This window comes from Acetobacter papayae (genome assembly GCF_047721125.1).
GTDB lineage: Bacteria > Pseudomonadota > Alphaproteobacteria > Acetobacterales > Acetobacteraceae > Acetobacter > Acetobacter papayae.
In genome coordinates, this window is sequence record NZ_JBDNWF010000035.1 from 1 (window position 1) to 20,937 (window position 20,937).

The 20,937-nt window shown below is 64.1% G+C and carries 19 protein-coding genes and 1 tRNA gene; 9 read left to right on the forward strand and 11 right to left on the reverse strand.

The window, feature by feature from the left end:
• On the reverse strand, positions 1-512 hold a 512-nt coding region (locus tag ABF757_RS09965; protein WP_415482079.1), incomplete at its 3' end, for a hypothetical protein.
• 2 nt (positions 513-514) lie between these two features.
• Positions 515-3,265, reverse strand: a complete 2,751-nt coding sequence (locus ABF757_RS09970) for a DNA translocase FtsK (protein ID WP_415482080.1) — start codon at positions 3,263-3,265, stop codon at positions 515-517.
• A gap of 329 nt (positions 3,266-3,594) precedes the next feature.
• On the opposite strand from ABF757_RS09970, the gene ABF757_RS09975 reads away from it, so the two are divergent.
• From ABF757_RS09975 to tyrS, 4 genes are all read left to right on the forward strand, one after another.
• A complete protein-coding gene (locus ABF757_RS09975) occupies positions 3,595-5,646 on the forward strand; it encodes a GMP reductase (protein WP_415482082.1) in 2,052 nt (683 codons plus the stop codon).
• A complete protein-coding gene (locus ABF757_RS09980; RefSeq protein WP_415482083.1) occupies positions 5,643-6,362 on the forward strand; it encodes a histidine phosphatase family protein in 720 nt (239 codons plus the stop codon). The genes ABF757_RS09975 and ABF757_RS09980 overlap by 4 nt, the downstream gene beginning before the upstream one ends.
• Before the next feature lie 85 nt (positions 6,363-6,447).
• Positions 6,448-7,896: a metalloprotease TldD gene (tldD, locus tag ABF757_RS09985; RefSeq protein ID WP_415482110.1), complete on the forward strand. Its 1,449-nt coding sequence runs from the start codon at positions 6,448-6,450 to the stop codon at positions 7,894-7,896.
• Positions 7,897-8,006: 110 nt separating this feature from the next.
• Positions 8,007-9,281: a tyrosine--tRNA ligase gene (gene tyrS / locus ABF757_RS09990; protein ID WP_415482084.1), complete on the forward strand. Its 1,275-nt coding sequence runs from the start codon at positions 8,007-8,009 to the stop codon at positions 9,279-9,281.
• 35 nt (positions 9,282-9,316) lie between these two features.
• Here the strand turns inward: tyrS and ABF757_RS09995 are convergent, their stop codons facing one another.
• The 8 genes from ABF757_RS09995 to ABF757_RS10030 form a co-directional block, all read right to left on the reverse strand.
• Positions 9,317-9,475: a hypothetical protein gene (locus ABF757_RS09995; RefSeq protein WP_415482093.1), complete on the reverse strand. Its 159-nt coding sequence runs from the start codon at positions 9,473-9,475 to the stop codon at positions 9,317-9,319.
• Between the two features lie 13 nt (positions 9,476-9,488).
• Positions 9,489-9,563, reverse strand: a tRNA-Thr gene (locus ABF757_RS10000).
• Between the two features lie 122 nt (positions 9,564-9,685).
• Positions 9,686-10,099, reverse strand: a complete 414-nt coding sequence (gene dksA, locus ABF757_RS10005; protein ID WP_415482094.1) for an RNA polymerase-binding protein DksA — start codon at positions 10,097-10,099, stop codon at positions 9,686-9,688.
• A 311-nt stretch (positions 10,100-10,410) separates the two neighbouring features.
• A complete protein-coding gene (gene ssb / locus ABF757_RS10010; protein ID WP_415482095.1) occupies positions 10,411-11,010 on the reverse strand; it encodes a single-stranded DNA-binding protein in 600 nt (199 codons plus the stop codon).
• A 109-nt stretch (positions 11,011-11,119) separates the two neighbouring features.
• Positions 11,120-11,770, reverse strand: a complete 651-nt coding sequence (gene rsmD, locus ABF757_RS10015; RefSeq protein WP_415482096.1) for a 16S rRNA (guanine(966)-N(2))-methyltransferase RsmD — start codon at positions 11,768-11,770, stop codon at positions 11,120-11,122.
• Positions 11,771-11,805: 35 nt separating this feature from the next.
• Positions 11,806-12,600, reverse strand: a complete 795-nt coding sequence (locus tag ABF757_RS10020) for a pseudouridine synthase (protein ID WP_415482097.1) — start codon at positions 12,598-12,600, stop codon at positions 11,806-11,808.
• Complete coding sequence (locus ABF757_RS10025; RefSeq protein ID WP_415482098.1) at positions 12,597-13,328, reverse strand: gamma-glutamyl-gamma-aminobutyrate hydrolase family protein; 732 nt, start codon at positions 13,326-13,328, stop codon at positions 12,597-12,599. Before ABF757_RS10025 ends, ABF757_RS10020 begins: the two co-directional genes overlap by 4 nt.
• 117 nt (positions 13,329-13,445) lie before the next feature.
• The gene (locus ABF757_RS10030; protein WP_199897899.1) at positions 13,446-13,592 is read right to left on the reverse strand and encodes a hypothetical protein; all 147 of its coding nucleotides are present in this window, start codon (positions 13,590-13,592) and stop codon (positions 13,446-13,448) included.
• A gap of 270 nt (positions 13,593-13,862) precedes the next feature.
• Between ABF757_RS10030 and ABF757_RS10035 the strand changes: the two genes are divergently transcribed.
• Together ABF757_RS10035 and ABF757_RS10040 are read left to right on the forward strand one after the other, a co-directional pair.
• On the forward strand, positions 13,863-14,348 hold the full coding sequence (locus ABF757_RS10035) for a nucleoside deaminase (RefSeq protein ID WP_415482099.1): 486 nt from the start codon (positions 13,863-13,865) through the stop codon (positions 14,346-14,348).
• A 355-nt stretch (positions 14,349-14,703) separates the two neighbouring features.
• On the forward strand, positions 14,704-16,290 hold the full coding sequence (locus tag ABF757_RS10040) for a Do family serine endopeptidase (protein WP_415482100.1): 1,587 nt from the start codon (positions 14,704-14,706) through the stop codon (positions 16,288-16,290).
• Positions 16,291-16,433: 143 nt separating this feature from the next.
• On the opposite strand, the gene ABF757_RS10045 is transcribed toward ABF757_RS10040, so the two are convergent.
• Positions 16,434-17,219 (reverse strand): Crp/Fnr family transcriptional regulator, encoded by a 786-nt coding sequence (locus ABF757_RS10045; RefSeq protein ID WP_415482101.1) that lies wholly within the window; start codon positions 17,217-17,219, stop codon positions 16,434-16,436.
• Positions 17,220-17,627: 408 nt separating this feature from the next.
• Between ABF757_RS10045 and ABF757_RS10050 the strand changes: the two genes are divergently transcribed.
• From ABF757_RS10050 to ABF757_RS10060, 3 genes are all read left to right on the forward strand, one after another.
• On the forward strand, positions 17,628-18,440 hold the full coding sequence (locus ABF757_RS10050) for an OmpW/AlkL family protein (RefSeq protein ID WP_025861383.1): 813 nt from the start codon (positions 17,628-17,630) through the stop codon (positions 18,438-18,440).
• A 13-nt stretch (positions 18,441-18,453) separates the two neighbouring features.
• Entirely contained in the window at positions 18,454-19,851 is a 1,398-nt protein-coding gene (gene hemN / locus ABF757_RS10055) for an oxygen-independent coproporphyrinogen III oxidase (RefSeq protein WP_415482111.1), read from the forward strand.
• 278 nt (positions 19,852-20,129) lie between these two features.
• Positions 20,130-20,822 carry a 2OG-Fe(II) oxygenase gene (locus tag ABF757_RS10060; protein ID WP_051543306.1) on the forward strand — a complete coding sequence of 231 codons (693 nt, stop codon included), beginning with the start codon at positions 20,130-20,132 and terminating at the stop codon, positions 20,820-20,822.
• The last annotated feature ends 115 nt before the right edge of the window (positions 20,823-20,937 follow it).

The window sequence follows — 20,937 nt, forward strand, 5'->3', positions numbered from 1 at the left end:
GTGTCAGCCGGTGTGCGCCCATTGGTGGGTTTGCCCGGCCTGTCGTGGCGGGCATGGGCCGGTGCGGTACCTGAACGGGGGCGATCCTTGCCTGCGTTCCGGGGGCCGCGCGGCCCGTGGGGCTTGCCCTGTTGCGGGCGCGCACCTGCTGTCTTGTGGCGTGCATCGGGGCGGCCTGCGGCTTCCCGGCTGACAGGGATGAAGCCTTCACGCCCGGCAGGGGCTGCGGGGCGTTCCGCCCGGTCGCTACGGGTATCCCTATGCGCCCCTTGAGGGCGGGCTGGGGAACGAGCGGGGCGGCGGGGGCCGCGTGTTCTGTCCTGCGTTTTATCCTGCGGCCCGGTCTGGCTTCTGTCCTGTGGGCCAGCCTGCGTTTTGCCGTGTGCCCTGCCCTGCGGCCTGTCCTGCGTTCTGGCGCGTGGTTTGCCCGATGGCTTTGCCGGTGGTCTGGCAGGTGTTCTGGTGGGCGATCCGGCCTGTGGTCTGGCCGGTCTGCGTCCGGTGGGGGGCATGTTCAGTCCTCGCGGTTGGGGCCAACCAGCACTTTGCGGCGGCCCACATGGTCGGCGCGGCTGATCACGCCTTCTTTTTCCATTTGTTCGATTAGCTTGGCAGCGCGATTATAGCCAATGGAGAGATGGCGCTGAATGAAGGAGGTAGAGGCCTTGCCCTCCTGCGTGACAATAGAAACGGCCTCCGTATACAGGTCGGCCTCGCCGTTTTCGCTGTTGCCACGGCTGCTGCTGCCCCCAGATGGGGCTTCGTCCGCCGGTTCGGACAGCACATCCTCGTCATAGACGGGTTCGCCCTGTTCCTTCAGGAAGCCGACAACCTGCTCCACCTCATGGTCCGCCACAAAAGGCCCGTGCACGCGGGTAATGCGCCCGCCGCCCTGCATGAACAGCATATCGCCCTGACCCAGAAGCTGCTCGGCCCCCTGTTCACCCAGAATGGTGCGGCTGTCGAACTTGCTGATGACCTGAAACGAGATACGGGTAGGGAAGTTGGCCTTGATGGTGCCGGTAATCACATCCACCGAGGGGCGCTGTGTTGCCATGATAACGTGAATACCCGCAGCACGCGCCTTTTGCGCCAGCCGCTGCACGCAGGCATCGATTTCCTTGCCGGCCGTCATCATCAGATCGGCCATTTCGTCGATGATAACCACGATATACGGCATGGGGTTGAGCGAGACGGACTGCTCCTCGAATACGGGAGTGCCGGTTTCGGGGTCGAAGCCTGTCTGCACGCGGCGCACCACCACCTCGCCATCGGCCAGTGCCTCGGCCGCGCGGGCGTTGTAGCCCGCGATGTTGCGCACCTGTAAATGCGCCATGGTGCGGTAACGGCGGTCCATTTCGCGCACTACCCATTTAAGGGCCTTCACTGCGTCGGGCGGGTCTGTCACCACCGGGGTCAGCAGATGGGGAATCCCGTCATAGATTGAGAGTTCCAGCACCTTGGGGTCGATCATGATCAGGCGGCACTCCTCGGGTGAGAAGCGGAACAGCAGCGATAGGATCATGGCGTTCACGCCCACGGACTTGCCCGAGCCCGTGGTGCCTGCCACCAGCAGGTGCGGCATGCGCGCAAGGTCGCTCAGCACCGTCTCGCCCGCTATGTCCTTGCCCAGTGCCAGCGGCAGTTGCCCGGCTTCCTGCCGCCATGAGGGCTGGTCGAGCAGCTCGGACAGATACACCGTCTCGCGCGTCTGGTTGGGAACCTCGATCCCCATGACATTGCGGCCCGGCACGGTGGCGATACGCACGCTCAGCACCGAGAGCGAGCGCGCAACGTCATCCGCCAGCCCGATCACGCGTGCGGAGCGGATGCCCGGTGCGGGTTCGAACTCGTATAGCGTGACAACAGGCCCGGCACTCATGCCGGTGATTTTTCCCTGCACGCCGTAATCGGCCAGTGTCTGCTCCAGCATCAGGGCCGTGGCGTTCAGGGCATCGGGCGAAGGGCCGAGGCGGGCATGGGCCGGTGCAGGGCGCAGCAGCGAGATTGGCGGCAGTTCCCAGCCGGTGCGGCGGCGTTCGGCCCCGGCGCGGCCTGTCTGCCCACCGGCTGTGGGGGTGTCGGTCGCATCGCGGCGGCCTGCGGCGAACAGCCGCCCCAGCAATCCATTGCGGGAGGGCTCGGCTTGCGCGGGGGCCGCCTGCTGCGGTGTGAGTGGCGAGGGCGCATCCGCGTTGCTGCGCGCCAGAGCGGGTGAAAACCCATCCTCCGCCTCGTCATGCCCTGTATTGGTTACCGGCCTGTAGGGGGTGAGATCGGTATGGGATGGCGCGATGGGGGCTGCCTCTGGTGCCTGCGCGCTGTGGTGCAGCACAAGGGCGGTGCCGCTTTCGGGCAGGGTGGCGGGCGTGCTGTGGGCGCTGCGCTGCGCGCGCGGAATGGCGTAGGGGTCGTCCGGGTCGTCCAGTTCCTCGTTGTAGGAGGGCGCACGGGTGGCGGCGAAAGCGTTGCCCGTAGGGGCTGTGCGTGGGGCCTGCGTATAGGCTGGCTGTGCGTAAGGGTCTGGCCGTGTGGTGGGGGCTTGTGGCGCGGGCGGGTTCTGGCGGGCCATGGCGCCATTGGCCGAGCGGGCGGCAAGGCGTGCCAGACGCAGGGGCATGCGGGCCAGAAAGCTGCCCGCGCGCCAGAGTATCAGCCATTCCTCGCGGCGCAGGCCCGTGCCCAGTGCCAGCAGCATGCAGGCCAGCAAGCCACCCATGAGCCACACTACCATGCCTCCGGCCGGGCCAATGGCCGCCATGCCAGCCGAAACCGCCGCCTGTGCTATGGAGTGGCCAATACCGCCACCCAGTCCTGCCTCGGAGGGCCAGTGCGGGGTGGGCAGGGCCGTAAACAGCAGCGGAATGGCCGCTAGCAAGGCCGCCACCACAGGGAGCAGGCCCAGCACCGCAGCAGCCCGTAGCCCCAGCAGCGGCCATGGCTCCAGCCCGCGCACATGGTGCGCCATCAGCCGCCAGCCCCAGATCAGCAGCATGAAAGCAGGCAGTAGCGCGCCCAGCCCTAGCCCCTGCAACAGCCCATCCGCTACAAAAGAGCCACTCAGCCCCAGCAGGTTGGTGGGGGGCTGGCCGGTGGCGGTGTCAAAGGACGGATCAGCCGGATTATAGCTGGCCAGCGCCACCAGCAGCACACAGGCCAGCCCGCACAACAACAGCCCGCCCGCTTCTTCCAGGCGGCGGTGCAGCGTGTTTTTGCGGGGCGGCGAAAATGAACGGTCCTGTGCGGGTGGGCTTGTGCGCGCCAATGATACGGGTTCCTGGTCTGGAGATGGGCAAAACATACCCGTGTGAAAAGTCTGACAGTGTCCTGAACTTCTTAGCAGTCCTGCCCGTTCAATGTGAACCGCCATCCGTGCCGGTGGAGACAGTGTGACAGATAAACGTCACCCATGGGCTAACAGCAGCAGAAGAAGATGGTATGGTTGGAAAAACCGGGGTCTATGGTTTGTGGAGGCATGCGTTTTTGCAGCACCCGCGTACGGCTTTCTTGTGGCAAGGTGGCCGGAATGTCCATGAACGGAAACGGGAGAGCCAAGCGCTGAACTTGCCAGTCAGATCAGGTCAGGACGCCGCCATGCCGGACACTGCGGGGCTTGATGCCACCGCCACCGGCGGGGTAGAGGGTGCCTGTCATACGTTTCCTTCCTTTAATGCCCTGCTCCTGCGGGAACTGGAAGCCCTGTTCGCAGGCGCGGTTGTGCTGCCTGCCATTGCCGCCCGTTACCTGATTGCTGCTGCCCGCGCGGCGGCCTGCACCACCCCGCCGGGGCTGGCGGTGGCAGATGGCGCGGTTGTGCCCCTTGCCGGTCCGCTGGCCTGTCTGGCTGAGCCGTTCGCCCCCCCGCCCGGCACGCTGGATGCCTGCCTGATGGCCCTTGCCCCCGTGCTGGCGCAGGTGCCCGCAAGCCGTGGGGTGGATGCGCTCGCAGGGGCAGAAACCCTGCACCCGTGGGCCTGTGCCGTATGGGACCTGCTGCCTTCCACCGCCCGGATTCTTGCATCCGGCGGGGATGAGCGGCTTGATGGTCAGGCCGGAAACGGGCTGAACCGCTATGGTGTGGGTAGTCTGCCCCGGCCTGAGGTGCTGGCTTTCGCCTCTTCTACTGCGTCCGATCCTTCTCCACGCGGGTTTGCCGCTGCCCGTGCGGCGCGGCTGTCGTTGGTGCGCGCCCTCGCGCGGGACTGGCCGGATAAGGCGGCCATGGCCGCCACCGTTGCAGCCACCGTTATGGAAACCAAGGCGTTTCTGGCTGGCTTTTTCGGTGTGGATAGCCCCGATCACGTTATTCTGGCGGCATCCGGCACGGATTGCGCCATGGCCGCCACGGCGGTGTGCGCCCTGCGTGGCAGCCCTGTTACCATTGTGCTGCCGGGGGCGGAGGAAACCGGCTCCGGTGTGCCGCAGGCCGCACGCGGTCGGCATTTCGCCAGCCGCACCGTCCATGGCGTGGCGGTGGAAAAAGACGGTGTGGTGGAAGGGTTTTCCCCCCGCACGGTCTGTGTGCCGGTTGCCGTGCGTGAGGCGGATGGCGCGAGGCGGACAGCGCGCGATGTGCTGGCGGACTGCACGGTGCATATAGAACAGGCTATCCGCATGGGGCGGCGGGTACTGCTTTATGTGCTCGATGTGTCCAAGACCGGGCTTGTCATGCCTGATATCGCCGGGGTGGAGGCCTTGTGCCAGCGCTTTCCCGGTCAGGTGGATGTGCTGGTGGATGGGTGTCAGGCCCGGTTTCTGCCCGAGCAGGCCGGGGCGTTCTTGCGCCGGGGTTGGGCGGTTATGGTCACGGGGTCGAAATTCTATGCCGGGCCGACCTTCTGTGGCGCGCTGCTGCTGCCGCGCCGCTGGCGGGCAAGGCTTGCGGGCGAGGGTGAGGGCCAGCACGCGGGCTTGCCCCCCGGACTGGCCGATTACGCATGGCGCACGGAATGGCCTGCCGCCCCGGCTACGGCCTGCCTGCCCGAAGGGTTCAATGCCGGGCTGTTCCTGCGCTGGCAGGGAGCCTGCGCCGAAATGGCGGCTTTTGCCGCAACCCCGGAGCGGGAGCGGCAGCACAGGCTCGACCTGTTTTTGTCTGGTGTGGCCAAGGCGTTGAGTGCCTGCCCCATGGTGCGGCTGCTGCCCGCTACGCAGGCGGGTGAGGCGGGCCACTGGATGTGGGAAGACAGTATCCTGACTTTTCTGGTGCTGGCTCCGTCTGCCCGCGAAGCGGATCATGTGCGGCCCGCCGTGCTGGATATGGAGCGTAGCCGCAGGCTGCACCGCTGGTTGCAGGCTGACCTGTCGCCTTACGTGCCTGATGGCCCGGATGCCACGGCCCTGCGCGCTCTGGTGGCCCTGCCGTGCCATGTGGGCCAGCCCGTGGCCCTGCCTTGCGCGCAGGCTCTGGGCGGTGTTGCGGGTGCGCTGCGGATTGCGGCCAGTGCGCGGCATGTTACGGCAGGAGAGGCCGATGCCGCCACCGAAACCGCTGCCCTCGTGCGGGATGTGGGGCAGGTGCTGGGCAAGCTGGTATTCGTGCTCGATCACTGGGAAAGCATTGCCGCGCGTGACCCCGCTCCGTGTGCCGCAGGCGTATTTCCGCTCTTGCGCTTGAGCGGCGGGGGCCGCACAACAGGCGCATGAGCGATCCTACCCCCGGCAGCGTGGCTCTTGCAGGTGTGCAGGACACGCAGGAGCATTTTCTTGACGGCCCCCGGCTTGAAGCGGGCATTACGCGGTTCTGGCTGATCCGCCACGCATTGGTGGAGGAAAACGCCCGCCTGTGCATGTATGGCAGCATGGATGTGCCGCTCTGCCCCGAGAGTCTGGTGGCGCAGCGGCCCATGTATCGTGCGCTGGCGGCCCGCCTGCCCGAGCGCGCGCACTGGCTGGTCAGCCCGTTATCGCGCACGCACCGCACGGCAGAGGCGATTTTTGATGCGGGCTATACGCTGGCCGATGGTAGCCGGCCCACCTTGCAGGTGGAACCGGAGCTGATCGAGCAGAATCTGGGGCGCTGGCAGGGGCTGACCTATGACCGCCTGCCCGGCCACCTGCGCCTGCCGCCGCATCCTTTCTGGCCGGTAGGGGCGACTGACCGCCCGCCGGAGGGAGAAAGCGTTGCCGATGTCTGCGCGCGTGTGGGGCACCTGCTGGACCGGCTGGCCGCGCAATACGCCCGGCAGGATGTTGTGGCCATAGCCCATGGCGGGGTTATCCGCTGTGCGCTGGCACATGCGCTGCGGGTGCATGCCGAGACGGCGCTGCATTTTTCAGTGCAGAATCTTTCTATCACCATTCTTGAGCGGCTTGATGCGGGCTGGCGTGTTGTTACCGTAAACGAGCTGCCCGGCGTCTGAACACCGCGCTACCGCCATACTGTTTTTCGGCCCCTGTCAGGGAAGGTTTTTGGTCATGACGACATCGTTCACTCAGTCAGGCGGTCTGTCGGGCTCGTCGGGGGCGCTGGCGGTTACGGACACGCTGTTTTTTGCCCGCCCCGGCGCAACGCTGAGCCGTGATGAAGCCGAAACCCTGACCCGCAAGGCCCTTGCGGGCATGGATGATGGCGAACTGTTTCTTGAATACCGCGAGAGCGAATCCATCGCGCTGGATGATGGGGTGATCCGCTCCGCCTCGTTCAACACCAGTTCGGGCTTTGGCCTGCGCGCTGTGCTGGGCGAGGAAACGGGCTTTGCCCATGCCGATGAACTCAGCCGCGAGGCCGTGCAGCGTGCGGGCAATGCGGTTGAGGCTGTCCGGGCTGGGCGTTCAGGCACGCTGGCACAGGCTCCCCGGCCTACTAACCAGCGGCTCTATACCGATGCCAACCCGCTGGGGGATACGGATTTTACCACCCGTTCGGGCCTTCTGAGCGAGATTGACGCCTATGCCCGCGGGCGGGACAGCCGGGTGGTGCAGGTTATGGCCTCGCTGTCGGGAGAATGGCAGGCGGTGCAGATCATCCGGGCCGATGGCGCACGGGTGGCGGACCTGCGTCCATTGGTGCGGCTGAATGTATCCGTTGTGGTGGAGCAGGACGGGCGGCGCGAAAGCGGTGGCCATGGTCTGGGCGGGCGCTATGCCATCAACCGCCTGCTGGAAGCCGAAACATGGCAGGGTGCGGTGGATGAGGCGCTGCGTCAGGCGCTGGTAGCGCTCGAGTCCCGCCCTGCTCCTGCCGGGCAGATGGAAGTGGTGCTGGGCGCTGGCTGGCCCGGTATCCTGCTGCATGAGGCGGTGGGCCACGGGCTTGAGGGGGATTTCAACCGCAAGGGCACATCCATGTTCTCAGGGCGGATGGGCACACGTGTGGCCTCCCCCGGTGTGACGGTTATTGACGATGGCACCTTGCCCGACCGGCGTGGCAGCCTGACGGTGGATGATGAAGGCACGCCCACCAGCCGCACGGTGCTGATAGAAGACGGGATTCTGTGCGGTTATCTGCAGGACAGGCTGAATGCCCGGCTGATGGATATGGCCCCCACGGGCAATGGCCGCCGCGAATCCTATGCGCATATGCCCCTGCCGCGCATGACCAACACCATCATGCAGCCGGGTTCCGCCACCACGGAGGAGATGATCCGCTCGGTCAAGCGTGGCCTGTATGCGGTGCATTTTGGCGGTGGGCAGGTGGATATCACCTCGGGCAAGTTCGTGTTCGCGGCATCGGAAGCCTATCTGATCGAGGATGGAAAGGTGGGGGCTCCGGTCAAGGGCGCGACCCTGATCGGTAGCGGGGCCGAGGCCATGAACCAGATTTCCATGATAGGCGGCAATCTGGAGCTTGATCCGGGTATTGGCACCTGCGGCAAGGCCGGTCAGGGTGTGCCGGTGGGTGTGGGCCAGCCCACCCTTAAAATGACCGGGCTTACGGTAGGCGGCACGGCGTAAGCACGCCACCGCCCCGGTTCCGCTTGTCTGGCCACCATGCTAGAGCGTGAACCGGACGGGGCCAGCCCTGTGCGGGCGTGGCTTTGGGCGGATGAGAGGAAAACAGGATAATGGACGCAAACGGATTTCGCAGCGCTTTCATGCGGGAGGCAGCGGCGCGCGGCTTCATTTTTCAGTGCACGGACGCGCAGGCGCTCGATGCGTTGATGGAGCAGCAGTCCGTTACGGCCTATATTGGCTTTGACCCCACGGCGGACAGCCTGCATGTGGGCGGGTTAATCCAGATTATGATGCTGCGGCTGTTGCAGCGCCACGGGCATCGCCCCATCGCCCTGATAGGCGGCGGCACGGCACGGATTGGTGATCCGTCCTTCCGTGAGGAAGCGCGGCGGCTGATGACGGAGGATGTCATCAGCGCCAATATGGCGGGTATTGAAAACTGCCTGCGTCAGTTTCTGAGTTTTGGAGATGGTGGCACGCCGGGTGCGCATGATGCGCGTCTGGTCAATAATGCCGACTGGCTGGACAAGCTCTCCTATATCGATCTGCTGCGTGATGTAGGCGTGCATTTTTCTATCAGCCGTATGCTGTCTTTTGATTCCGTCAGGAGCAGGCTTGAGCGCGAGCAGGGGCTGACCTTTCTGGAGTTCAATTACTCCATTCTGCAATCTTACGATTTCCGCGAACTCAACCGCCTGTACGATGCGCGGCTCCAGCTTGGCGGGTCTGACCAGTGGGGCAATATCGTCTCGGGTGTGGAGCTTGTGCGCCGCACCGACCAGAAAACCGTCATGGGGCTGACAACACCGCTGCTGGCAACGGCATCGGGCGCGAAAATGGGCAAGACGGCCGCCGGGGCCGTGTGGCTGTCCGCGGCCCGGCTTTCGGTTTTTGATTACTGGCAGTTCTGGCGCAATACGGAAGATGCCGATGTGGGGCGTTTCCTGCGCCTGTTTACCGAACTGCCGCTGGAAGAATGCGACAGGCTGGCAGCCCTTGGCGGGGCCGAGATTAACGAGGCCAAGAAAGTGCTGGCCACCGAGGCCACAGCCCTGTGCCACGGGCGCGAGGCCGCCCTTGCGGCAGCGGAAGCCGCCCGCCAGACCTTTGAGGAAGGGCGCACGGTTGCGGCCGACCTGCCGGTGCATGCCGTGTCTGCGGTGGCTCTGGCGGAAGGGATTCCCGCTTTCCGCCTGCTGACGGAAGCAGGGCTTGCCAAAAGCAATGGCGAAGCCCGGCGGCTGGTGCGCGGTGGTGGCGCCCGGCTGAATACCGTAGTGATCGCGGATGAAAACCACCTGATTGGTGTGCAGGATCTGGTGGATGGCGCTATCAGGCTGTCTGCCGGGCGCAAGCACCATGTGCTGGTCAAGCCTGAAGCCTGAAGGCCCGGTGCTCTGGCTGTGTAACGGCCACCCCTTTAAAACCCGGCGATACAGGCCGGGTTTTTTTGTGCCTGTCTGTTTGAGGGCGGCGGGCTGGTGCGCTGCGGGGCTGAAAGCCCGTGGACACCACGCAGGGCCACATGATGCAGGCAGACCCGTAGGGTCTGTGCATGGGGCAAGGCGTAAATTGTCATGAAAAAGCAAGGCTGGTGCTGCTGGACAGGATTGAACTGTCGACCTCTCCCTTACCAAGGGAGTGCTCTACCACTGAGCTACAGCAGCGTTGCCTGCGGGGGGTTCTAGCGGCTCACGCGCCCCGCCGCAAGACTGAGGCGATCAAAAAACGAAAAAATTAATCATTCCACCGGCAAAGTTGGTACCAGCCCTGCCGGTGGCGCTGTAAATCAGTCGTCGCGATGGGTTTTTTCCATCCGCTCATGCTGTTCCTGTGCCTCAATGGACAGGGTGGCGATCGGGCGGGCCTCAAGCCGTTTCAGGCCGATGGGCTCGCCGGTTTCCTCGCAATAGCCGTAGCTGCCGTTCTCGACGCGCTGCAGGGCCAGATTGATTTTGCCAATCAGCTTGCGGGCGCGGTCGCGGGTGCGCAGTTCCAGCGCACGGTCGGTTTCGACACTGGCGCGGTCGGTGATATCCGCTTCATGAATACCCCCTTCTGACAGGCTGGCCAGAGTGTCCCCGGCTTCCTTCAGTAGTTCGGCGCGCCATTTAAGCAGTTTCTGCCGGAAGTATTCCGTCTGGAGAGGGTTCATGAACTCCTCACCTTCGGACGGACGATAATCAGGCGGTAAAGTAATCATATCAGTTGTCAGCCTTTGCAACGACAGGAGGCCTGCCCTGAAAAGAATGACGCGGCTTATAACGGTAACGGGTTCATCAGCCAAGAAATTTATGTGATCACGTAAAGAGGAATTTTTTAAATATGAATATAACGTATAGAAATTGATAAGTTTTATGTAACCGGAGTGAAATACTTGTCCGGTTCAAGTGTGGTTTTATGGCCTGTCTGCAACAGTGTGTGCGAACAGGCCACAGGGGCGGGCGGGCAAACAGCCCTTATCCCTGTCAGGCCCCTGCTCTGGTGTGGGTCAGACCTGCGCCTGACGGGGTATCAGAACGGGATTTCGTCATCCAGATCGCTGCTGCCCGAGGCATCCCAGCCGCCCGGTGCATTGCCGCCACGCTGCGGAGCAGGCAGGCGTGAGGACGATGACGGGGCAGAGCCGCCGCCATAGTCACCGCCGCCCGAACCGCCATTGTTGTAGCCGCCATAGCTGCTGGAGCCACCGCCACCACCGTTTCCGCCGCCGTAGCTGCTGCCACCACCATAGCCGCCGCCACCGCCGCCTTCGCCATCCTGACGGTTGTCGAGCAGTGTCAGTTCGCCACGGAAACGATCAATCACCACCTCGGTGGTAAAGCGTTCCTGCCCGCCCTGATCGGTCCATTTGCGGGTCTGGAGCGAGCCTTCCAGATAGACCTTGCGGCCCTTGCGCAGGAAGCGTTCCGCCACATCGGCCAGACGTTCGTTAAAAATAACGACCCGGTGCCATTCCGTGCGTTCACGCCGCTCGCCCGAGGCGCGGTCGTTCCAGGTATCGCTGGTGGCCAGCGAGAAGGAGACAATTTTCGCGCCGTTCTGGCTGTTGCGTACTTCCGGGTCCTTGCCCAGATTACCCACAAGAATAACCTTGTTTACGCTGCCTGCCATGACGGACTCCTGCTTTCTGATATGCGGCTGAGGGGTTTCTGTTTTGTGCTCTTTAGCGCAGCCACGCCATACTCACCAGCGGAACGGACGAATTTTCGCCCTGACCCGCTTATAGCCGCCAGATTGAAAGCCGCGCGGCCCCGTGCTGGCGTTCCCCCAGAGCTTCGAGCACCAGACCGTTCCGGCGGGGTACCGCAATGGCGGGGGCCTGCCCAGCGGCAGCCTGTGCCATGGGTGCCTGTCGGGGCTGGGCCTGTGGGGGGGTATCCACGGCCTGCGTATCTTCCTCCGGGGGGGCGAAGGGCAGGGCTTCATCGCGCGCGGTTTCGGCTACCACAATGGCCTCTGGTGCCAACCAGCCCCTGTCGCGCAGGGCGCGCAGGGCGGTGGTGGGCAGGCCCAGACGGTATGGCGGGTCCAGAAAAACCAGCCGGGCCGGTTCCCGCTCGGAGTTGGGCGCGCGGGGGTAGGCAACATCACGCGGGATAACGGTTGTGCGGCTTTCCCACCCGCAGGCGTGGATATTAGCCCGCAGGGCGGCCAGTGCCGCGCGGTCGGTCTCGAAAAACGTAACGTGCTCCGCCCCGCGAGAGAGGGCTTCTAGCCCCAGCGCGCCGGTGCCTGCAAAGGCGTCCAGCACATGCGCGCCTTCAAGCAGGGGCAGGCCACCCCATGGGGCATGCAGCAGCATGTCAAACAGCGCCTGCCGCACGCGGTCGGCCGTGGGGCGTGTGGTGGAACCGGTGGGGGCGTGCAGCATGCGGCCCCGGCGGCTCCCGGCGATAATCCGCACGCTCAGTCGCCTGAAGGAGCGGGGCGGTTCTGCCCCTCTGTGCGGGTGCGGGGCTTGGCCGGGCGTTCTTCCGCCTTGGGCAACTGGTCACGCAGCACGCGGGGCGAGACTTCCTCCAGCGCGCCACGGGGCAGCACCCCAAGTTGGAAGGGGCCATAGCTGGTGCGGATCAGGCGGCTGACATGCAGGTTCAGCCCCGACATGACTTTACGGATTTCGCGGTTTTTGCCTTCACGCAGCGAGACGGTCAGCCACGCATTGTCGCCCTTGCTGGAGTCCAGCTCCGCGGTAATGGGGCCGTAGCGCACGCCGTCGAACACGCTGCCATTGGCCAGTGCTGCCAGCCGCGCCTCGTCCACCACACCGAACACACGCACGCGGTAGCGCCGCAGCCAGCCGTTGGAGGGCAGCTCAAGCCTGCGGGCCAGTTCGCCATCATTGGTCAGCAGCAGCAGCCCTTCGCTGTTCAGATCGAGGCGGCCTACGCTGATCACGCGGGGCATGTCTTCTGGCAGGGCGGAAAACACGGTGCGCCGCCCTTCGGGGTCGCGGTGGGTTGTTACCAGCCCGTCCGGCTTGTGGTAGCGCCACAGCCGGGTGCGCTGGGGCGGGGCCACGGGCTCGCCATTGACCTGCACAATGTCGTTGTCGCTAACGAAGGTGGCCGGGTGTGTCACTGGCTGACCGTTCAGGCGGATACGGCCTTCCTCGATCATACGCTCGGCGTCGCGCCGGCTGGCCACGCCAGATCGGGCCAGCCACTTTGCAATGCGCTCCGCGCGCGGTTCCTGGGTCACCCCTGCTCTCCTGTTGCTTTGATAAATGCCCTGAACAGGGCCTTGTCCACGGGGTCTATGCCAAATTCCGGGTGCCATTGCACCCCAAGGAAAAATTCCTGTGTCGGATCTTCCACCCCTTCGATCACGCCATCCTCTGCTACGGCGTTTACGCGGCCCCGCCCGACATCGCGCACGGCCTGATGGTGGGCGGAGTTGACGGCGGCCTGTGTTCGCTCCTGCGCAATGCGCGCCAGCAGCGTGCCGGGCATGATCTCTATCGCGTGGCTGGCCTCATCACGCGGGTTGGGCTGTTCATGCGGCAGGGCGTTGGGGAGGGTATCGGGCAGATGCTGGATAAGCGTGCCGCCAAGGGCCACGGCCATGAGCTGCATGCCCCCGCATATGCCCAGTACGGGCAGACCGCGCGCCATGGCTTCGGCCAGAAAGGCGCTTTCGGCGCGGGTGCGGCGGGGGCGCAGGGTAACGCTGGGGTGCCGGGTCTGCTCGCCATACAGGGCGGGGTCTATGTCAAACGCGCCGCCGGTAATCAGCAGCCCGTCCACCTTGGCCATGTAATCACGCGCAAGCTGCGGAAAAAGCGGCAGAGCCATAGGTAACCCACCTGCCGTGCTGACAGCCGAAAGGTAGTTTTCGCGCATGGCGCACCACGCAAAGCGCGAATACTGATCCGCGCCGCCCTCTTCAAGATCAAGCGTGATACCGATAACCGGACGGTCTGCCATCATGGCTGTGCCTGCTGTGCTCTGCCTGTTTATGCTCACGGGGCTATATGAGCGCCCCATGGGCTTTCAGGTGCCACAGCATGGCGGTTTTGCCTATGCGCTATCGCAACCGCTGGTGTATCAGCGTGCCAGTACAGAAGGCAGGCTGACCGGCATCATATGGACGGCAGGCTGCGCGGCATTAATGGGCGCATCAGACACCCGATCCGCTACGGCTACCCCGATTCCCAGAGCTGCCGCTGCAAGAATGAGAGAAAGGCTGTTCATGATCCTGTTCTCCATCATGTGGCTACCAGTCCCCCCTGCCAGATTGCGTTATGTTACAGAACCGGGCGGGGTTTGTTCTTTGGAACGATGACAGAACGGAGGGCCGTATTGCAAGGAAAAACTTGCCTTCTGGCCGAGTCTGGGCAGTTTTTTCATGGGGCGGGGTGTGGGGCTGGCACCGCTGGTTGAAATATTTCGTGAGCAATGCCCGTGCAGGGATACGGCAGCGAGGTGGAAAGGGTGCGGGCGGTAATGAAGGATGAAAGCGAGATGAGCGCGGCACGCGAGGGAGAAATGGCTCTGGCGCTGGACGAGGCCCGGCAGGCCGCCGCGCGGGGTGAGGTGCCCGTAGGCGCCGTGCTGCTCGATGGCGCGGGGGCCGTGCTGGCGCGCGCGGGCAACCGGGTGGAGGAATGGCACGACCCTTCTGCCCATGCCGAAATGCTGGTCATGCGCGAGGCCGTGCGCCAGCGCGGTGGGCGGCGGCTGGCGGATTGTACGCTGGTTGTGTCGCTGGAGCCCTGCCCCATGTGTGCGGCGGCTCTGGCGCATTTTCGCGTGGGGCGGGTGGTGTTTGGCGCGTATGACCCCAAGGGTGGCGGGCTGGAGCACGGGCCGCGCCTGCCCTACAGCCCCGCTGCGCTACACCGCCCCGAAGTGGTGGGTGGCGTGCGCGAGCGCGAGGCGGCAGCCCTGCTGCGTGAGTTCTTTGCCCCCCTGCGGGCTGGTGGACGCAATGACGATTCCACGGCGTAAAAAGCCTGTTGTCAGCATTGCCCCAGATCCCGCCATGAAAAAGGCGGAAAGTCGGGCACAGTATCGGGCTGGTGGGTCATGCGGATGGCGGGCGGGCCGGTAAGCCGGAGCCGGTTTGCACCACCATGGCGTGTTTTTGTCGCGTTTTGTTGCTGGTGCCCCTGTGGGCCAGAATCTGTCCGGTGAGGTTTTTTTTCCTTGCGGGGCAACCATATAACCGGTTCAGGCGTAAGGTTGCGCGTTGCCCCCGACTGCGGGCAGGCTTCCCGTTGCCTTAGGAACAGGGGCCAGCGCCGTGCGATGGGCCGGGATGGAACAAGGAACAGTCAAGGTCGTGATGTCTGGAAAATCTGTGATGAATCAAGAACAGCGTGGCCGCGTGCGGAACCGGGTTCCGGCGTTGCTGGCCGGGTGTGCTTTTTTTGTGGGTGGCGTGGCCTCCCCGCTGGGCGTACATGCCGCGCGGGCGGATACGGCCGCTGCTCCCGCTCCTGTGGCCGGGGTGATCAAGCCTACCGGCACGGAACAGCGCATTCCTGATTTTGTCGGTCTGGTCAAACAGGTCAAACCGGCGGTGGTGTCCATTACCGCCATGATTAAGGCATCCGTCGCGGAAAGCGAGAATGGCGGCGGCATGGGCGGCGGTTCGCCCTTCCCGTTCCCCTTCCCGTTCCAGATGATGCCCCAGCAGTCGCGTCAGCCGGTTGAGGCACGCGGGTCGGGCTTTCTGATTTCAGCCGATGGCTACGTGGTGACCAACAACCATGTGGTCAAAGGCGCGACCAAGGTTACGGTCACGCTGGATGATGGCACCACCCTGCCCGCGCGCGTGGTGGGCCGTGACAGCAAGACAGACCTTGCCCTGCTCAAGGTTACGTCCAGCCAGAAGCTGCCCTTTATTGAACTTGGCCGTTCTGATGACGTGCAGCCGGGCGAATGGGTGATTGCCGTGGGTAACCCCTATGGTCTGGGTGGCACGGTAACGGCGGGCATTGTCTCTGCGCGCGGGCGTGACATCAACGAAGGCCCGTACGACAACTTCATTCAGGTGGATGCGCCCATCAACCGTGGCAATTCCGGTGGGCCTCTGTTCACGCAGGATGGCAAGGTGGTGGGGGTTAATACCGCTATCCTGTCGCCTTCGGGTGGTGGCTCCATCGGTATCGGCTTTGCCATTCCGTCTGATACGGTGCGTTCGGTGGTGGATCAGCTCCGCAAGTCCGGCCATGTTGTGCGCGGTTATCTGGGTGTGAATGCCCAGACCATTTCGCCCGTCATGGCCAGTGCGCTCAACCTGCCCGCTTCCACCCAGCCGGGTGCGCCGCCCGCCGGGGCGCTGGTAGCCAGTGTTGCGCCGGGTAGCCCGGCGGAAAAAGCAGGCTTGAAGACGGAAGATGTCGTAACCGAGCTGAACGGCCAGAAAGTCGGCAGCCCGCATGATCTGGCCGTCCGGGTGGCGGATATTGCGCCGGGCACGCAGGTAACGATCGGTTATATCCGTGCCGGCAAGGCGGAAACCACCAAGGTAACGGTGGGCAACCTGTCGGGTGCGACTTCGGCGGCCTCGGCTCCGGGTGCGCCCACATCCGCCGGGCAGCATCTGGGTGTCTCTCTTGTGCCGCTAACACAGCAGACCCGCCAGCAGCTTGGCCTTGGGGCTGATGTGCATGGTGTGGTGGTGAGCGATGTCGAGCCCGGTTCGGCGGCGGATCAGGCTGGCGTGCGTCCGGGGGATGTCATTCAGGCCGTTGGTGGTGCCAGCGTAGATACGCCCAAGGCGGTTGTCGGCGCGGTGCATACGGCACTGGCGGCTAAAAAGCCGGTTCTGCTGCGGATCCTGCGGGAAGGGCAGTCCCTGTTCGTTGCGGTTTCTCCCGAGCAGGGGGCTGCCGCTCCGGCATCGGGCGATGGCGAGTCCGATGGGGATGACGACGCGAACTGACAGGTAGCGAAGGGGCTGACAGCGCCGGGTGGTAACACCCGGTTCTGCCCGGCACCTAAGTATAAAAAAAACCGGCCTTTCCTGTTCAGGGGGAGGCCGGTTTTTTATTGCCAGACAGGGTGCCATGCAGGGTGCGGGGGTTTTTAGATCGCAGTCTGTCCCGTGGCGATCTGGCGCAGTGCTTCGGGCAGAAGAATGCGGATGCTGTGATTTTCCGTGCTGGCAATCAGCTTTTCGCGCCGTAGTGCGCTGATGGTGCGGCTGACGGTTTCGATCGTCAGCCCCAGATAATCGGCTATGTCCACCCGCGTCATGGGCACGGGGGCTACGGGGGTTGGGTCAGGCGGGGTATCGCCCAGCATGGTTTGCTCTGCCTGTGCGCGGCCCAGCAGGAAAGAAGCCACTTTTTCGCGGGCGGTCTTGCGGCCGAGCAGCAGCATCTGTTCCTGCGCTTCGGCCAGCTTGTCCGTTACGGCGGCCAGCAGGTTGCGCTTGAGGTCTGGCTGGTCGTTCAGCAGGGCTTCAAACTGGGGGCGCTGGAACCGGCAGGCATGCACGGTATCGACCGTTTCCGCCCCAAAAGCATACAGGCCCGAGCGGCTGAGGCCCAGAAACTGCCCCGGATCGGCAAAGCCGGTAATCTGCCGCCGTCCATCTGGCAGAGATTTGAACAGTTTAACCGTGCCGCGTGTGATGTTGAAGAACGACTCCGCCGACTGCCCTTCCTCCACCATGGTGGAGCCGGGGGGCAGTATCAGCCTGCGCGATGAGTGGGCCAGAGCTTCAAGCCCGTCGCGATCTATCCCGTTACACAGTCCACCCCGGCTCCGGTCGCACAGCAGGCAGTGCTGGAGGTCCCCTTCCGTCCTTTCGGGGCGCGTGTGGCGGCCTGCCGTGGGGTGTAACGGAGGGGGAGGAGTCTGGGACATGCAATTGAAATCCAGAAAAACCAGCCGGGCGGCCAGAAACCCCTGTGGTGGGGGCCATGAATACCCTTGCTACCCCGGACAGGGCGCTGAAACTGCGTGTAATTATGCGGAGTGTTTTGACATAAATCAATAACGGGGCACGGACGCGCTGCATGCGGGTCTGGGTTGCGCCTGTTACACGGGCACCACCGCCAGTATGCAGCCGCACGACAAAAAGCCGGTGAAAGCGGACAGGTTCTCTCAAAATCCGCCAGAGTACGGCCAAAAAGGGGCTTGTGGTCAAAAAGTCACAGCCCGTGCGCATTGCTGGCGCACTGCCATGGAAGTTGATCTAGATCAAGGTAGTGGAAGGCGCGGCATGATCTTTCCGCAGGTGAGTTTTCAAGTTGCAGTGAAGAGACAACAGGTATGGTCAAGTTCCGCGCTTTCCTTACGGTCATGGTTGCTGGTGTTGCCACCATGACGGGTGCTGCCCGCGCCCAGACAGCTACCTCCAATGCCGCCTACGTGAATGCGCCGGTGGTTGACCGCGTGCCCGACGCGCCTGCGGCTAAAGGCCATTGCGGCATTTTCGAAACCTGCGCCACCACCAAGATCGGTCTGGGCAAGGGCGACATGATGCTGCGTCTGTCCGGCACCGGCGTTCTGCCGCAGGACCGTCAGAGCTCTGTCTGGCTCACGGCTCCGGGTCTGAATGGCACGCTGAGCACGGGCGCTCATACGTCCACCACCAATCAGGCCATGCCGGAACTGGCGTTCGAATACTTCATCACCGACAACATCTCGGTTGACCTGATCGCCACCAGCACCCGCCATGAAGTCAGCGCCACCGGCGGCATTCTGGGCAACAGCAAGCTCGATGTCGGCAGCGCTTGGGTTCTGCCCCCCACGCTGACCTTCGCTTGGCACTTCCGCCCCCACAAGCGCTTCAACCCCTATCTGGGCGTTGGTGCGACCCTGATGTGGTTCTACAACATGCAGGGTGCGAACGGCAGCTCGCTGAACTCCGCCTTCACGGCTGGCCCGACCATCAATGCTGGCTTTGACTATCAGCTCGTTGGCAACTGGTTCTTCAATGCCGACGTCAAGCAGATGTTCGTGAGCATGCACGCCTACGAAAAGGGCGGTCAGGTCAACGGTCTGGCCGCAGGTGGTCATATCCGCGCTCAGGATTCGCTGGACCCCACCGTGGTGTCCGCTGGTATCGCTTACCGCTTCTGATACTGGCATGAGCGTGGTTGCACAGCCTCAGGCTGATCTGGTTGCCCGATACAGTGGCAACCTGCCACGCTATACCAGCTACCCGACCGCCGCCAGTTTTACGGAGGCGGTCGGCTCCCCACAGGTGGAGCAATGGCTTGCGGCCCTGCCCGCGAGCGAACCTGTTTCTCTTTATTTCCATGTGCCCTTTTGCGACGAGCTCTGCCGCTTTTGCGGGTGCAATACCTCTGTCATGCGCCATGAGAGCGGGCGGGTAGCCTATGCCGACCTGCTGCGTGAAGAGCTGCACCGCTATGTGCAGGCTCTGGGCGGGCAGCGCCGGGTTGGCCATGTGCAGTTTGGCGGTGGCACCCCCACCACCCTGCCGGCCGAAGCCCTGCGCGCCCTCATGCGAGTGGTGCGGCTGTGGTTCAGTCTTGAGCCACAGGCCGAGCTGTCCATGGAACTCGACCCCCGCCACCTGCCGCCGGGGCGGCTGGACCTGCTGGCCGAGCTGGGCTTCAACCGTGTCAGCCTCGGGGTGCAGGATATCGACCCCCGCGTGCAGGAAGCCTGCGGGCGCATCCAGTCCTTTGAGCAGACGCGTGATTGCGTGCAGCAGGCGCGTGCGGCAGGGATTGCTGGGGTCAATATCGATCTGATTTACGGCCTGCCGTATCAGAGCGTGCAGAGCGTGGCCGAAACCGCGCGGCAGATTGCCGCCCTGCGCCCGGACAGGTTGGCCGTGTTCGGTTACGCCCATATTCCGTGGAAGCAGAGGCGGCAGGCGCTGATTCCTGCCGAGTCCCTGCCGGATTCAACCGAGCGTCTGGCCCAGCGTGCGCGCATGGATGCCGTGCTGGTCGAGGCCGGATATGTGCCGATCGGGCTGGATCATTACGCCCTGCCGCATGACCCGCTGGCCCGTGCGGCGGGTGATGGCACCATGCACCGCAATTTTCAGGGCTACACCACCGATTCCTGCGCGGTGCTGCTGGGAATCGGGGCCTCTGCCATTTCCATGTTGCCTGAAGGCTTTGCTCAGAACGAGGTCAGCACCGCTGCCTATGCGCGTACCATGGCTGCCTCTCACGCCCTGCCGGTGGTGCGGGGGGTGGCGCGTTCGGCGCAGGACCGGGCACGTGGCGCCATTATCGAGCGTATCATGTGCGATATGGGTGTGTGCCTTGATGGCGGGCCGATTGCAGCTCTGGCCCATGAAGGGGGCGAGACTGGTTTTACGGCAGAACTGAGCGCGCTGCGGCCTTTCGCGCATGACGGGCTTATTCAGATGGATGGCGCGAATATCCGCGTAACCGAGCGCGGGCGGCCCTTCCTGCGTAATATTGCCGCCGTGTTCGATACCCATCATGCAGCCCTTGCCGCGCAGGCGGGGGAAAAGGCCCGGCCCCGGTTTTCGGGCGCACTTTAGGCATCTGGCCCATGCTGCACAGGTGGCTGCGGGGCTGCCGGTCAGGCGGTGTGCGGGGCTGTGGAATAGGGGACGCGCTCAAGGGAGCGGGTACGGTGCCCGGCCGCGCGCGCCTTGATCCTGCCGGTATTTTGGCGCATGGAAAGAGAGCCTGCGCCTGTATGCCCGGTTTCCTGTTTGGGAGAGGGCAGGTTTTTTGCCGGTTTTCCCATGCTTGCCCGGTCTGGTCGGTATGCGTGGGGCTGGGCCTGTGTTCCATAATGCAAGGATAGGACGGTATGAGCCACGGAGCTTCCCTGTCTCAAGGTACTGGTGCGTCGGATGTGGGCTTTGCCCTGCCCGCGCTTCTTGCCCGCACGGTCGCGGCCCGCACACCCTATGCCCACTGGCTGCTGAATGATGTGCTGCCCACCAGTGCGTGTGACGCGCTGGAGGAATGGGACCCCGGTGCGCAGGCAATCGCGGGGGATGTGGAAGGCCGCCGCGAAACCCGCAATGCGCATCGTGTGTTCGTCAATGCAGAAACCCGCGCGCGTGACCCCCGGCTGGATAGTCTGGCTCATGCGTTTGATAGCGAGACCATGCGCAGCGCCTTTGAGCAGTCCTGCGGAATCGCGCTTGATACGGCGGCTCTGCGGCTGGAACTGTGTCTGGATACGGACGGATTCTGGCTGGCCCCCCATACAGATATCGGGGCCAAGAAGCTGACCCTGCTTGTCTCGCTCTCACGCGGGGCGGAATCGGCGGATTGGGGCACGGATCTGATGACGCAGGAAGGCGAATCCGTTGTGCGGGCGCCGGGGGCGTTCAATTCTGCCGTGCTGTTCATTCCGGCGGATAATACGTGGCATGGGTTTGTGCGCCGCCCCATTAGCGGGGTGCGCCGCACGCTTATTGTCAACTTCGTGGATGATTCATGGCGCGCCGTGCATGAGCTGGCCTTTGGCCCGCGAACAGGTACACGGCACTAGGCTCCGGCGGTGTCTGGGGGTGCTGTCTAGGCACCGGGGCTGCGTCTTTTTTTGCAATTTTCTGACAAATCGGGTTTAGGGAGGCCGTTGCAAGTACAACGGGGGTAAATAGGGG